At 64.7% G+C, this 12,707-nt stretch carries 12 protein-coding genes; 8 read left to right on the top strand and 4 right to left on the bottom strand.

Going from position 1 to position 12,707, the window contains the following annotated elements:
• The first annotated feature begins 172 nt into the window (after positions 1 to 172).
• The 6 genes from NTU39_RS16680 to NTU39_RS16655 all read left to right on the top strand — a co-directional run bounded on the left by NTU39_RS16680 (position 173) and on the right by NTU39_RS16655 (position 8,160).
• Entirely contained in the window at positions 173 to 3,022 is a 2,850-nt protein-coding gene (locus tag NTU39_RS16680; RefSeq protein WP_257960097.1) for a DUF4118 domain-containing protein, read from the top strand.
• The gene (gene kdpE, locus NTU39_RS16675) at positions 3,015 to 3,725 is read left to right on the top strand and encodes a two-component system response regulator KdpE (protein WP_150663191.1); all 711 of its coding nucleotides are present in this window, start codon (positions 3,015 to 3,017) and stop codon (positions 3,723 to 3,725) included. Before NTU39_RS16680 ends, kdpE begins: the two co-directional genes overlap by 8 nt.
• A gap of 174 nt (positions 3,726 to 3,899) precedes the next feature.
• Positions 3,900 to 4,217: a quaternary ammonium compound efflux SMR transporter SugE gene (gene sugE / locus NTU39_RS16670; protein ID WP_039397603.1), complete on the top strand. Its 318-nt coding sequence runs from the start codon at positions 3,900 to 3,902 to the stop codon at positions 4,215 to 4,217.
• Between the two features lie 242 nt (positions 4,218 to 4,459).
• Complete coding sequence (locus NTU39_RS16665) at positions 4,460 to 5,056, top strand: DUF4126 domain-containing protein (RefSeq protein WP_039402874.1); 597 nt, start codon at positions 4,460 to 4,462, stop codon at positions 5,054 to 5,056.
• Positions 5,043 to 7,592 carry an ABC transporter permease gene (locus NTU39_RS16660; protein ID WP_246184442.1) on the top strand — a complete coding sequence of 850 codons (2,550 nt, stop codon included), beginning with the start codon at positions 5,043 to 5,045 and terminating at the stop codon, positions 7,590 to 7,592. Before NTU39_RS16665 ends, NTU39_RS16660 begins: the two co-directional genes overlap by 14 nt.
• A 112-nt stretch (positions 7,593 to 7,704) precedes the next feature.
• Complete coding sequence (locus NTU39_RS16655) at positions 7,705 to 8,160, top strand: group II truncated hemoglobin (RefSeq protein WP_150663190.1); 456 nt, start codon at positions 7,705 to 7,707, stop codon at positions 8,158 to 8,160.
• Between the two features lie 46 nt (positions 8,161 to 8,206).
• On the opposite strand, the gene NTU39_RS16650 is transcribed toward NTU39_RS16655, so the two are convergent.
• Both NTU39_RS16650 and NTU39_RS16645 read right to left on the bottom strand, forming a co-directional pair.
• On the bottom strand, positions 8,207 to 9,052 hold the full coding sequence (locus NTU39_RS16650; RefSeq protein ID WP_257958090.1) for a hypothetical protein: 846 nt from the start codon (positions 9,050 to 9,052) through the stop codon (positions 8,207 to 8,209).
• A 39-nt stretch (positions 9,053 to 9,091) separates the two neighbouring features.
• Positions 9,092 to 9,454, bottom strand: a complete 363-nt coding sequence (locus NTU39_RS16645; protein ID WP_257958089.1) for a tetratricopeptide repeat protein — start codon at positions 9,452 to 9,454, stop codon at positions 9,092 to 9,094.
• Between the two features lie 433 nt (positions 9,455 to 9,887).
• Here NTU39_RS16645 and NTU39_RS16640 point away from each other — a divergent pair, with 433 nt between their 5' ends.
• Together NTU39_RS16640 and NTU39_RS16635 are read left to right on the top strand one after the other, a co-directional pair.
• Entirely contained in the window at positions 9,888 to 10,619 is a 732-nt protein-coding gene (locus NTU39_RS16640) for an alanyl-tRNA editing protein (protein WP_150663167.1), read from the top strand.
• Between the two features lie 47 nt (positions 10,620 to 10,666).
• The gene (locus tag NTU39_RS16635; RefSeq protein WP_257958088.1) at positions 10,667 to 11,287 is read left to right on the top strand and encodes a DUF924 family protein; all 621 of its coding nucleotides are present in this window, start codon (positions 10,667 to 10,669) and stop codon (positions 11,285 to 11,287) included.
• A 22-nt stretch (positions 11,288 to 11,309) separates the two neighbouring features.
• Here NTU39_RS16635 and NTU39_RS16630 read toward each other — a convergent pair whose 3' ends face one another.
• On the bottom strand, positions 11,310 to 11,882 hold the full coding sequence (locus NTU39_RS16630) for a DUF2062 domain-containing protein (RefSeq protein ID WP_150663165.1): 573 nt from the start codon (positions 11,880 to 11,882) through the stop codon (positions 11,310 to 11,312).
• Positions 11,883 to 12,110: 228 nt separating this feature from the next.
• Entirely contained in the window at positions 12,111 to 12,707 is a 597-nt protein-coding gene (locus tag NTU39_RS16625) for an LOG family protein (RefSeq protein ID WP_150663164.1), read from the bottom strand.

Below are 12,707 nucleotides of genomic sequence, written 5' to 3'. Positions count from 1 at the left end.
CGCATGAGCCGGAATCTCTGGTTTTGCCTGTCGGCCTGCGGTAGATTGGCGGCACGCCCTGCGCGTGCCGCGTTTTTTTGCTTCATCGGGCAACCGGTGAGGATTTGCCGCCCGACGGTGCTGCCGGGCAGCGTGGCTCGCGCTTTCAAAGTGGACTGACCCGATGGCTGGCATGGAACGCCCCGATCCCGACGAATTGCTTGGCAAGCTGCAACGCGACGAAGCGCGCGAGCGGCGCGGTCGTCTGAAGATATTCTTCGGCGCTTCCGCCGGTGTGGGCAAAACGTTTGCGATGCTGCAAGCTGCCCGCAAGCTTAGCGATGAGGGCACCGATGTGGTCGTCGGTGTGCTGGAAACGCATGGCCGGGAAGAGACCGCGCGTCTGCTCGAAGGGCTGGAAGTCCTGCCGCAGAAGACGGTCGAGTATCGCGGCCGTATGCTGCGCGAATTCGATCTCGATGGCATGCTCGCGCGCAAACCGGCCGTAGCACTCGTCGACGAACTCGCGCATGCGAACGTGGCGGGCGAGCGGCACCTCAAGCGCTGGCAAGACGTGCACGAACTGCTCGATGCGGGCATCGACGTCTACACCACGCTCAACGTGCAGCACCTCGAAAGGCTGAACGACGTGGTCGGCCAGATTACCGGCATCCGCGTTTGGGAGACGATTCCCGACCGTGTGTTCGATCTGGCGGACGAAGTGAAGCTGGTCGATCTGCCGCCCGACGAACTGCTCGAACGCATGCGCGAGGGCAAGGTGTACATGGCCGCGCAGGCGGAGCGCGCCGTGCGTAACTTCTTCCGCAAAGGCAACCTCATCGCGCTGCGCGAGCTGGCGCTGCGTCGCACGGCCGACCGTGTAGACGCGCAGATGCGTGAGTACCGTGCGGACCAATCGATCAGTCAGGTCTGGCAGGCGCGCGAGCGCTTGCTCGTGGCGATTGGGCCGGGGCCGGAAGGCGTGGCGCTGGTGCGCGCGGCCGCGCGACTCGCGGCGAGTCTGCGCGCCGACTGGCTGGCGGTACATGTGGAAACACCGGCGATTCTGCGTCAGGCGACGGCCCGTCGCGAGAGCGTCTATGCCACGCTCAAACTGGCGCACGAACTGGGCGCAGAAACGCTCACGCTGGACGGCGCGGAAGCCGCGACGACGCTGCTGGCCTATGCGCAGATGCGCAACGTCTCGAAGCTGGTGGTCGGGGCGAGCGGTGCGCGGCGCTGGTGGACGGCGCGTACTCCGCTGCATGAGGCATTGCTGCGTCGCGCACGGGGTGTCGACGTGGTGCTGATCGGGCCGGCCGCGGGTGACCGGTCGGCCGAGAACCGGGTGGTGCGCGGCGACTGGCGCGACTGGTTCGAGACGGCTCCGGAACTGGGGCTCGTCGGTGGTCCGTGGCGGGCGTATGCGTGGGCCGTCGGCATTTGCGGCGCGGTCTCGCTGGCGGCGGCCGAGCTGACGTCGTTCCTCGATCTCGCCAACATCGCCATGCTGTATCTGCTCGGGGTGATCATTGCGGCGATGCGGCTGGGGCGTGGGCCGGGGGTGCTGGCATCGTTCCTCTCGGTGGTGGCGTTCGATTTCTTTTTCGTGCCGCCGAAGATGTCGCTGTCGGTCTCCGACACGCAGTACTTGTTGACGTTTGCCGTCATGCTGACCGTCGCGCTGGTCATCAGCCATCTGACGACGAGCTTGCGATTTCAGGCGCGTCTCGCCACCTGGCGGGAGCGGCGCACCGGTGCGGTGTATGCGATGGCGCGCGAACTGGCGGCGGCGCTCACGACGCCGCAGATCGTCGAGATCGGCTCGCGTCACGTGCGCGAAGTGTTTCAGGCGCGCGTGGCGTTGTTGCTGCCGGACAGCCAGAGCAGTGTGCGTCAGCCGGTGGAGAATGCCCGGGAAGAGACCATGCCTGCGCATATCGATACGGACGTCGCACAGTGGGTGTACGACCGTCAGCAGGCGGCGGGGCGGGGGACGAATACGCTGCCCGGATCTAACGCCTACTATCTGCCGCTACGCGCGCCGATGCGCACGCGCGGGGTGCTGGTCGTTGCCCCCGAGTCGGGCGGCGGTGCAATAGGCACGCCGGAACAGCAGCGTCTGCTCGATACGTTTGCCGCACAAATAGCATTGGCGCTGGAGCGTGTGCACTACGTCGAAATCGCACAGGACGCGCTGGTGACGATGGAGTCGGAGCGCCTGCGCAATTCGTTGCTCTCCGCGATCTCGCACGACTTGCGCACGCCGCTCACGTCCATCGTCGGCTTTGCAAGCATGCTCAGCCGCAACGCGCAGACGCCCGGTCCGCTGCGTATCGATCTCGTCGATGCCATCCATGAAGAAGCGCAGCGCATGACGGGGCTCGTGACCAATCTGCTCGACATGGCGAAGTTGGAAGGCGGTGGCGTTCAGCTCAATCGTCAGTGGCAGATGCTGGAGGAAGTGGTGGGCACGTCGCTGCGTGCTTGCCGCCGTGTGCTCGCAGATCACGAAGTGACGACGCGCTTGCCTGCCGATCTGCCGTTACTGCGTTTCGATGCTGTGCTGCTGGAGCGTCTCTTTGCCAACCTGCTCGAGAACGCCGCAAAGTATTCGCCTGCGGGCTCACACATCGAAATCGCGGCACGTGTGGTCGGCGAGGAAGTTGAAGTGAGCGTGAGCGACGACGGTCCCGGTTTGCAGGCGGGCATGGAAGGCCGTATCTTCGAAAAATTCATGCGCGGCGAGAAGGAGTCGGCCAAGCCCGGCATCGGCCTGGGGCTGGCGATCTGTCGCGCGATTGTGGAAGCGCACGGCGGTAAAATTCACGCCACCAACGTCCCTGACGGGCATGGTGCGCGCTTCATATTCACCTTGCCGGTGGAAACGCCGCCTGTGGCGCCCGACGTCGCGCAAGGGATCGATGACGGCGTCGCCGAGTCTGGCGATTCGGCGTTATGCGTCGACCCGACCGGCGATGTGGAACCCGCGTCTGGCGCACCTGATGCGCCTGACGCAAACGTAACGAAACAACATGAGTGAACCGACCATCAACATCGTGGTGATTGAGGACGAGCGCCAGATCCGGCGGTTTCTGCGCACGTCGCTCGAAGCCGAGGGCATGGTCGTGCACGAGGCGGAAGCCGGACGGCAGGGCATGGTCGAGGCGGCCACGCGCAAGCCCGACTTGCTGATCGTCGATCTGGGGTTGCCGGATATCGATGGCGTGGAAGTCATTCGCGAAGTCCGCAGTTGGACCGACATGCCGATCATCGTGCTGTCGGCGCGCAACGAGGAAGCCGAGAAAGTCGTCGCACTCGATGTCGGGGCCGACGATTATCTGACGAAGCCGTTCGGGGTGTCGGAACTGCTCGCGCGCATTCGGGCGCAATTGCGACGACATCATCGCGGCGGCAATTCCGAGACGCTCGACGAAGCGTTCTCTTTCGGCGACATCAACATCGACCTTGTGCGCCGCAAGGTGACGCGCGCGGGCGAACCGGTGCACCTGACCCCCATCGAGTATCGGCTGCTGGTCACGCTCGTGCGCCATGCGGGGCGGGTGCTCACGCATCGTCAGTTACTCAAGGAGGTGTGGGGACCGTCGCATGTCGAGAGCAATCACTATCTGCGCATCTACATGGGGCACCTGCGGCAGAAGCTGGAAGCCGACCCCGCGCAGCCGCAACACATCCTGACCGAGACGGGTGTGGGCTACCGGCTCGAGGTGGACGCGAACGGCTGAGGCCGTCGGCCGACGTCGGTCGGCGTGGTTTGCTAAAATCGCCCCTGTTCCGTCCGGGGTGTCAGGCGCTCAGCCGCAATTCGATTGACCTTCGATGGAATCCATTGCCGGGACGACCCGGCAAGCGGTTCTCTTTTCTCCGGGGACGACCCCGATCTTTCATCGAAGTCAGTCATGGCCTGGATTCTTCTGGTTTGTGCCGGTTTTCTTGAAGTGGCGTGGGCCGTCGGGCTCAAGTACACGCAAGGTTTCTCGCGTCTCGTCCCCTCCGTATTCACCATTGTGTCGATGGTCGGCAGCGTCTGGCTGCTGGCTCTCGCCGTGCGCACGCTGCCGCTCGGCACCGCCTACGCCATCTGGACGGGCATCGGCGCGGTCGGCGCGTTCGTCCTCGGGATCGTGCTGTTCGGCGAATCGGCGTCCGCTGCCCGTATCGCAAGCGTCACGCTCATTCTTGCCGGGCTGGTCGGACTGAAGCTGACGGCGGCGTGATCGCCTTTCAAGTCACCGGTGGTGCGTTGCCGCAACGCGCGGCATAATGGCGCGGTAACGGTCCAGTTACTCATCGGTCACATGTAGGGTGGATGTCGGGCAGATGCCGGGTGGTTGAACGGCTTTAAGTGGTAAGGGGTAAGGGTTCGATATCCGGCGAGTGGTCGGTGGGCTGTTACCGCGTCGGCAGTGCGCGACGCGTGATCGTGCGACGCCGTCATGTCGGCGGCAGCGAGGTCACCATGCTTGAATCGATTGCGCTCGGCGCAGGGCTGTCCTGGGGCAGCGGCCTGCGGTTGTACCTGACGGTGTTCTGCGCGGGTCTGGCAGCGCGTTTCGGGTGGTTGCACCTGCCGCCCACGCTCGCCGTACTGGCGTCGACCTGGGTGATTGCCACGGCGGGTGTGTTGGCCGCCATCGAGTTCTTCGCGGACAAGATCCCCTTTGTCGACAGCGCGTGGGACGCCGTGCACACCTTCATCCGGATTCCGGCGGGGATCGTGCTTGGCGCGGCGGCGCTGGGTCAGACCGATCCGGCCGTGACCGTGCTGGCCGGACTGGCGGGCGGTGCGCTGGCAGGCACGGCGCATCTGGCCAAGGCGGGCAGCCGTGCGCTGATCAACACGTCGCCGGAACCTTTCTCGAATGTCGCGGCCTCAGCCGGCGAAGATGTCTCCACGGTGGGCGGACTGGCGCTGGCGTTCTTCCTTCCCGCCGTTTTTCTCCTGATGTTGTTGCTGTTCGTCGTGTTGGCTTGGTGGTGGTTGCCGCGCGTCTGGCGCGGTTGGCGCTCGTTACTGGCGCGGGTCAAAGGATTGAGGAACGATGGGGTTCACTGAAGTTGCCCGCCAGGCCTGGCGGATGTTCCTGCGCGATTGGCGCGCAGGCGAGTTGCATCTGCTTCTCGTGGCATTGTTGCTGGCGGTCGGCGCACTCTCCAGCGTAGGTTTTCTCTCTGATCGGATGCAGGGCGGGCTTGAGCGCGACGCGCGTCAGATGCTCGCCGCCGATCTTGTCGTTCGCAGCGACGCTCCTCTGGCACCCGAATTCACCCGTCAGGCACAGGCCGACGGGTTGTCGACGGCCGTGATCGCCAATTTCCCGAGTATGGCCAGTGCGACGGGGGAGAGTGGACAGACGGCCGCGAGCCGTCTCTCGTCGCTCAAAGCGGTGAGCGACGGTTATCCGTTGCGTGGCCGCGTGCGCGTGGCCCCCGACGCCGGGGCCAATACACCGGACGCACCCGCCGACGGCATTCCCGCGCCCGGCACGGTCTGGGTCGACGCCGCGCTGCTCGATGCCCTGCACGTCAAACCCGGCGAGTCGATTCGCGTGGGCAATCGCACGCTGCGCATCGCCGCCGTCATTACCCGCGAGATGGATCGGGGCTACGGCTTCGGCTCGCTCGCACCGCGCGTGATGATGCGCTTCGACGAATTGCCGTCGACCGGCCTCGTGCAGTTCGGCAGCCGCATTACTTATCGTCTGCTGGTGGCGGGCGCCGACACGCAGGTCGGTAAGTTCACCGCATGGGCGCGTCCGGCGGCGGAGCAGGCGCGTGGCGTTCACCTCGAATCGCTGGAAGACGGGCAACCGCAGGTGCGGCAGACGCTCGATCGCGCCGAGCGTTTCCTCTCGCTCGTGGCACTGCTCGCCGCTGTGCTCGCGGCGGTGGCCGTGGGCATCGCGTCGCGCCGGTACAGCGAGCGCCATCTCGACGCGTGCGCCGTCATGCGATGTCTCGGTCTGCCGCGCCGGGCCTTGCGCGGCATGGTGACACTTGAATTCATCGGTCTCGGTCTGATTGGCGGTGTGCTCGGCGTGGCGCTCGGTTACGCGGCGCACTGGGCGCTGCTGGCGCAACTCGGCGACGTGATTCCGGCGGGGTTGCCTGCGCCGACGTGGCGACCCGCTGCGTTCGGTCTCGCAAGCGCGCTGGTGATGCTGCTGGGATTTGCGTTGCCGCCGCTGCTGCCGCTCTCGGAAGTGGCCCCGCTGCACGTGTTGCGTCGCGACGTAGTCGGTGGGGCGCGCCGTCAGGGATGGCTTGCGTACGGTGCAAGCGCGCTGGCGTTCGGTGCGCTGCTGCTGTTCGCGGCGCGTGATCTGCGTCTGGGTGCGATGGTGGCCGGTGGGTTTGTCGTCGGCGCGATTGTTTTCGGCGTGCTGGCCTGGTTGGCGATTCGCGGTCTTGCGGCTTGGGCGCGCAGTACGGGGGCCGCCGGTGGCGCGGTGGGAGGCATCGGCTGGCGGTATGCGGTGGCCGGGTTGCGTCGTCGAGGTCTCGGCAGCGCCTTGCAGGTGGTGGCGTTGGGGCTGGGATTAATGGCGTTGCTGCTGTTGGCGGTGACACGCAACGATCTGGTTGCGGGTTGGCAGCACTCGAGCCCGCCGGATGCGCCGAACCGTTTCGTCATCGACATTCAGCCGGGGCAGGACGCGCCGGTGCTCACACAACTTCACGCGGCCGGTCTGCCCGATGTGCAGCTCTCGCCGATGATCCGCGCGCGACTGACGGCCATCAACGACAAGCCGGTGACGGGCGAAAGCTACACCGAGGAGCGCGCGCGTCGCCTTGCCGAGCGCGAATTCAATCTGTCTTACACGTCGGCGTTGCCCGACGGGAACCGTGTGACGGCGGGCCAGTGGTACGGCGAGACCGATAAGCCGCAGATCTCGATGGAAGAGGGCATCGCGAAGACGCTCGGCCTGAAGCTCGGCGACACGCTGCGATTCGAAGTGACGGGGCAGACCATCGACGCGCCGATTACGAGCCTGCGCAAGCTCGACTGGGGATCGATGCGCGTGAATTTCTTTGTGGTGATGCCGCCCGCCGCGCTGCGCGATTTTCCGATGACGTGGATTACCTCGTTCCATCTGGAGCCGAATCAGCAGAGCGTGGCGGACGCACTGGTGCGTCAGTTCCCCAATGTCACCGTGATCGATACGGGCGCATTGCTCGCACAGATTCAGCAGATTCTGTCGCAGGTGATCGACGCCGTGCAGGCGCTCTTCTTCTTCACGCTCGCCGCCGGGGTGCTGGTGCTGTATGCCGCGCTTGCCGGTACGCGCGACGAACGCATGCGCGAGAGCGGTATTTTGCGGGCGCTGGGGGCATCGTCGCGACAGTTGCGGGATGTCCATCTGGCGGAGCTGGTGACGGTCGGTGCACTGGCCGGGCTGCTCGCCGCGCTGGGGGCGGGTGCGCTTGGCTGGGCATTGGCGCGCTACGTCTTCGAGTTCGCGCTGACGTTCAATCCGTGGCTGCCGGTGCTCGGGATCGGCGCGGGTGTCCTGTGCGCGCTGATTGGCGGCTGGAGTGGTTTGCGCGCGGTGTTGCGTCAGTCGGCCGTGCGCACATTGCGCGACGTGTGATGGTTCGCTGTCGGGCGCGGCAATGTGCCGCGCTCATCGTTCTGATCACGCGCTGTCCTTTTCGAGACGCCGTTCGTGGCACACGCGTTGGGCCTCGGGCACAATATTGCCCATGACGACCGAAAACTCCTCTGAAAACACCCGTCAGGCTGCTGCGGCAGATGACGACGCGCAAGACACGTCGGCACAGCCGACGGCCTTTTCCCTGCTCGGCGGCGAGGCGCGCGTGCGCGAACTCGTCGACCGTTTTTACGACCTGATGGACCTTGAACCCGAGTTTGCGGGTATTCGCGCGATGCATCCGGCGTCGCTCGACGGCTCACGCGACAAGCTCTTCTGGTTCCTGTGCGGCTGGCTGGGCGGGCCGAACCATTACATCGAACGCTTCGGCCACCCGATGCTGCGCGCGCGCCACCTGCCGTTCCCGATTGCATCGAGTGAGCGCGACCAGTGGCTGCGCTGCATGGCGCTCGCCATGCAGGACATCCATGTGGAAGGCACGTTGCAGGAACGCCTGATGCAGGCGTTCTACGGCACGGCCGACTGGATGCGGAATAAGGCGGGTTGAGGTTGGTTGAGGTTGGTTGAGGTTGGTTGAGGTTGGTTAAGGTTGGTTAAGCCATGTCGGCATCCCGAAGCCTGAACTTCCCCACGGTCCCGAACGCTTCTTCGTAGTTCATGCTGCGCTCGACCACATCCATGTTGCGTTTTGCTTCTCTCGCGTTCATCCAGTCGATGACCGCTGTCGTCGCAACGTCCCCGAAGGCGCGGTAAGCCGTGGCGACCAGACCGATGCAGCTTTGCAGCGAGTCGAGTTCCTGTGCGCGGGTCTGCGGTGAAGCGGACGGCGCGGGCAAGTCCAGCGAGTTCGGCGTGACGGTGTCCTCGTGTTCGTGCTGCGCGTGGTGCTGGCCTGCGATCTGGCCCGCCTGATTGAAGAACAGGATCATCGACGTGCCCAGCAACGCCGTCTGATATTTCCCGCCGTAGGTCTCGATATGCTTCGAGCCGAGGAGCTTTCCGGCAGAGGCGAACCATGCCGTATTCATGATCTGCGACGTGGTCGACGCGGGATTACAGTACTTGCCGACCGCCACCGCCAGATCCATCACGCTCGACAACGATGCGACTGCGGCAGTACCCAACGTAATCTTGTGCGCGCTCGATAGCGAGCTGCTCACATACGTTTCCTTCACCGTATTCAGACTGGCGGCGCCCAGCGCACTGATGCTCAGCGCGACATTACCGACGTGGTGCATCAACGCCGTAAAGCGACCGACCGCAGGCGGCGACGGCGCCATCTCACTCAATGAACTCGAAATTTCGGAAAGGCGTTTAAGGGCGTTTGCCGCGTCGTTTCGCACCGCAGCGTTGTCCGCGTCGGGCAAAGGCATGCCACCGGTGTAGGTGTTCGAAGCGTTGGCAGGCGTGAGGTAGGTGTTCGAATGTGTGCTTGGCATTGACTTCAGGGGCTTGCGCGTCGTTGAAAGAGTTGCGAATCAGAGGGCGCCCAGCAGGCGCGTCAAACGCGCGCGCAGGTCGGTGTTGTCGTGGGTGCAGCGGGCCATGTCCAGCGCGTCGGTGGCCATCTCGCGCGCGGTTTTTGGGTCGCCCGTGCGTTGCATGCAGATCGCAGCGAAGTAGAGCGGTTCCGGATTGCCGTATTCACGGGAGATCGCCACCATGAGCGGCGCAATCGCCTGTTCGAAATCGCCGAGCTGGCAAAGCACGTACCCGAAGGCCTTGTACGCGGCGGTGTGATCGGGAAGCGCGCGGCAAATCGAGGCGAACGCGCGTGCGGCGCCTTCCAGATCGTTCGAGGCGTACAGGGCATACGCATGCGCGAGCGCTTGCGCATCCACAGCGCCATTGATGCGGGAGACGGGGGCCGAGGAGGACAAGGCGTGAGCCCGATGATGAGCGGCCGCATCAGGAGAGGGGGCCCGTGGACGGGCAAGAGGGGGTCTCGTCATGGCGTCGTTCCTTTCAAATGCGATCGCGTCATTGCGATCGTCCGTAATATGCGGCGAGCGAAAGCAGTGGGCTGTTGCGCCGGGACAATCGATGTCGAGAAGTCGCAAACGCGGCGTCGGGTTGGGGCGCAACCTATGAGGTCACGTTGCTCATGGACCAAAGTGGGCCGCGTTGGGAGAAGCACGAGGAACTGCCTGATGGCGCTGGAAGTCGCAGGACTGCTGTCGCAGGGTACGACCGTACCGGCGTCGGCGCATCGGATTGTGTCTTGCCAGCGGGGCGGGAGTCGCGCGAACATGTCCCGTTCCCACAGGAGGCCGCATGACAACCGAAGCGCTGTTCCGACAAGACGCCTATCTGCGCCAATGCGAGGCGCGCATCACGCATATCGACGAGACGGGCATCATGCTCGATCGCACCGTCTTCTATCCGCTCGGTGGCGGGCAAGCCGGTGACGCTGGCGCATTCGTGCTTGCCGACGGTACGCGCCTGACCATCGCCGACACCCGCAAATCGAAGCACGAAGGCGCGACGCCCGACGATGCCGTGCACGTACCTGCCGAAGGGCAGGGCCACCTACTGGCCGGACTGTCGGTCGGCGATGTCGTTCAGGCGGAAATCGACTGGGAGCGACGCTTCCGTCATATGCGGTTTCATACCGCGTCGCACCTGATGTGCGCCGTGCTGCCGCACCCGGTCGACGGATGCAGCATCACCACGGAGTACGCGCGGCTCGACTTTGTGACGAACGAACCGATCGAGCGCGAGACAGTGGAGGCCGGGTTGGCGGCGCTTGTGGCGGCGGCACGTCCGGTCGCGATCGACAGCATCAGCGACGAAGAGATGGCGGAGCGCCCGGAACTCGTGCGGACGATGAGCGTGAAGCCGCCGGTCGGGTTGGGCCGCGTGCGACTCGTGCGCATCGAAGGCATCGACTTGCAGCCTTGCGGCGGCACGCACGTCGGCAACACTGCGGAGATCGGCGCATTGCGCGTGTCAAAGATCGAGAAGAAGACGTCGCGCACCCGCCGGGTGGTGTTGGCATTCGCCTGAGTCTGGCATCATCGGGCGATCTCACAACGTTCACCTCAGGATTCTCGATGGCGACTCCGGCAGCAGACATTCTTTCGCAAACCCAACCGTTGCAACCGTGGCAGGCGGTGCTCGACTTCTGGTTCGGCACGCCTGACGCCGAGGTCTATGGGATGGCACGTCCCGAGTGGTTCCGTAAATCGGATGCCTTCGACGAGGAGATTCGCACACGCTTCGGTGAGATCCACGCGCAGGCGGTTGCCGGGGCGTTGAGCGACTGGGCGCAAACGCCGCTCGGCGCTTGTGCACTGATCGTGGTGCTCGATCAGTTCTCGCGCAACTTGTTCCGGCATCGCGGCGAAGCGTTCGCGGGTGACGCGCAGGCGCTGGCGGTGGCGCGTCGTCTCGTGGAGGCGGGTGACGATCAGCGGCTGCCGACCGCACAGCATCGCGTGTTCGTCTATCTGCCGTTCGAACACGACGAGTCGCTTGAGAGCCAGCACATGTCGCTGGCGCTGTACGAGCAACTGGCGCAAACGTCGGGCCTCGTCGATAACCTCGATTACGCGCGCAGGCACGCCGTCATCATCGAGCGATTCGGTCGATATCCGCACCGTAATGCAGCGTTGGGACGCGACTCGACGCCGGAGGAAATCGCTTTCCTCAAGGAGCCGGGCTCGTCGTTCTGATCTGCTGAGGTGGGAAGGGCAGTCAGCCGCGCGGCGGGTTTCTCACCGCTGCTGTGGCTGCTGAGGTTGGCGAAGCCACCGACGTTGCCGGTTGACGTTGCTGGTGCCACCGGATCGAGAAGAAGCCGATGACGTACGCCAGCGCGCCGCCTGCGACGGCAAAGGCGGCCAGACCTGTACCGAGATGCAACGTCGCGGTGCCGAAGTCGAAATTCAGCAATTGCGTCCAGAAGCTCTCACCGGCCTGCGTGGCCGCCGCGACAGTCGCTTCGATCTCGGCCTTGGGGGACCAGTCGAGCATCCAGCGGCCGACATGATGCGCCCCGAAATAGACGAACGGCACCGTGAGCGGATTGGTAATCAGCGTGCCCATCGTCGCCAGAAAGAGATTCCCGCGCAGCAGGGCTGCCACGAGAATCGCCACCGGCATTTGCGCCACCGGAAGCAGAAACCCGAAAAAGACACCGCACGCCAGTCCGATGGCCACGCCACGCGGCGTGGCTTGCCACAGACTACGGCGCAACAGCAGGCCAGCATGTGGACGCAGCCAACGGGATCGCAGCAGCCGCATCGGGCGGAACATCTTTAACATCATGGGCAGGTTGCTCGTCGGATGGTGTTGACCCAGGCGGGCAGAAGGGCGGGCGCGCACGCAGAGGTCCGCATGCAACGGATGTCTGAGTGTCGGGGACGTCGAGAGTTCAATCGCGCCGTTTGGCGTGGGATGAGGCTGCTGGAGGGGCGGGGGACGGGGGAGGAGGAGGAGGTGCTGCGCGACGGTCGTGCCGCGCAGCGATGAAGCGAAAGGCAACGACGCGACTGCTTAGATCTGCGTGCGTTGATGCGCCCAGCGATCGACCTGCGACGGCTTGAAGTGACGCATCGTCTCCAACAACGATTCCGGCGATGCGGCGATCTGCAACTGATCGAGTTGCGGCGCCTTGAGGAACTGTTCGGTCACCATCGACTTGAGGAACACCAGCAGCGGATCGTAGTAGTTCTCGACGTTGAGCAAGCCAATCGGTTTCGCGTGGTAGCCGATTTGCAGCCAGGTGAAAACTTCGAATAGCTCTTCGCACGTACCGATGCCGCCGGGCATGGCGATGAAGGCGTCCGAGAGATCGGCCATCATCTGCTTGCGCTGATGCATGTTCTCGACGACGTGGAGTTCCGTCAGCCCGGTATGGCCGACTTCCTTCTCCATCAATGCCTTCGGAATGATGCCGATGACCTCGCCGCCATGCGCGAGCACGGCGTCGGCAATGATGCCCATCAGGCCGACCTTGCCACCGCCGTACACGAGACGGATACCCGCTTCGGCCATGCGACGGCCCAGATCACGGGCCGCGTCTGCGTACTCGGGGCGAGCGCCGGTCGCGGCCCCGCAGTAGATGCAAATGGATTTGACTTCCGACGACAT

The organism is Pandoraea commovens, from assembly GCF_024704525.1.
Taxonomy (GTDB): domain Bacteria; phylum Pseudomonadota; class Gammaproteobacteria; order Burkholderiales; family Burkholderiaceae; genus Pandoraea; species Pandoraea commovens.
Note: the sequence above shows the minus strand (reverse complement) of the source record. Positions and strands in the feature narration are given on the sequence as shown.

Coding starts and splice junctions, on each gene's coding strand:
- NTU39_RS16650 (WP_257958090.1), bottom strand. CDS start 9,052: ATGCCAAGCACACATTCGAACACCTACCTCACGCCTGCCAACGCTTCG.
- sugE (WP_039397603.1), top strand. CDS start 3,900: ATGGCCTGGATTCTTCTGGTTTGTGCCGGTTTTCTTGAAGTGGCGTGG.
- NTU39_RS16660 (WP_246184442.1), top strand. CDS start 5,043: ATGGGGTTCACTGAAGTTGCCCGCCAGGCCTGGCGGATGTTCCTGCGC.
- NTU39_RS16640 (WP_150663167.1), top strand. CDS start 9,888: ATGACAACCGAAGCGCTGTTCCGACAAGACGCCTATCTGCGCCAATGC.
- NTU39_RS16655 (WP_150663190.1), top strand. CDS start 7,705: ATGACGACCGAAAACTCCTCTGAAAACACCCGTCAGGCTGCTGCGGCA.
- kdpE (WP_150663191.1), top strand. CDS start 3,015: ATGAGTGAACCGACCATCAACATCGTGGTGATTGAGGACGAGCGCCAG.
- NTU39_RS16630 (WP_150663165.1), bottom strand. CDS start 11,882: ATGATGTTAAAGATGTTCCGCCCGATGCGGCTGCTGCGATCCCGTTGG.
- NTU39_RS16680 (WP_257960097.1), top strand. CDS start 173: ATGGAACGCCCCGATCCCGACGAATTGCTTGGCAAGCTGCAACGCGAC.
- NTU39_RS16625 (WP_150663164.1), bottom strand. CDS start 12,707: ATGTCGTCGGAAGTCAAATCCATTTGCATCTACTGCGGGGCCGCGACC.
- NTU39_RS16665 (WP_039402874.1), top strand. CDS start 4,460: ATGCTTGAATCGATTGCGCTCGGCGCAGGGCTGTCCTGGGGCAGCGGC.
- NTU39_RS16635 (WP_257958088.1), top strand. CDS start 10,667: ATGGCGACTCCGGCAGCAGACATTCTTTCGCAAACCCAACCGTTGCAA.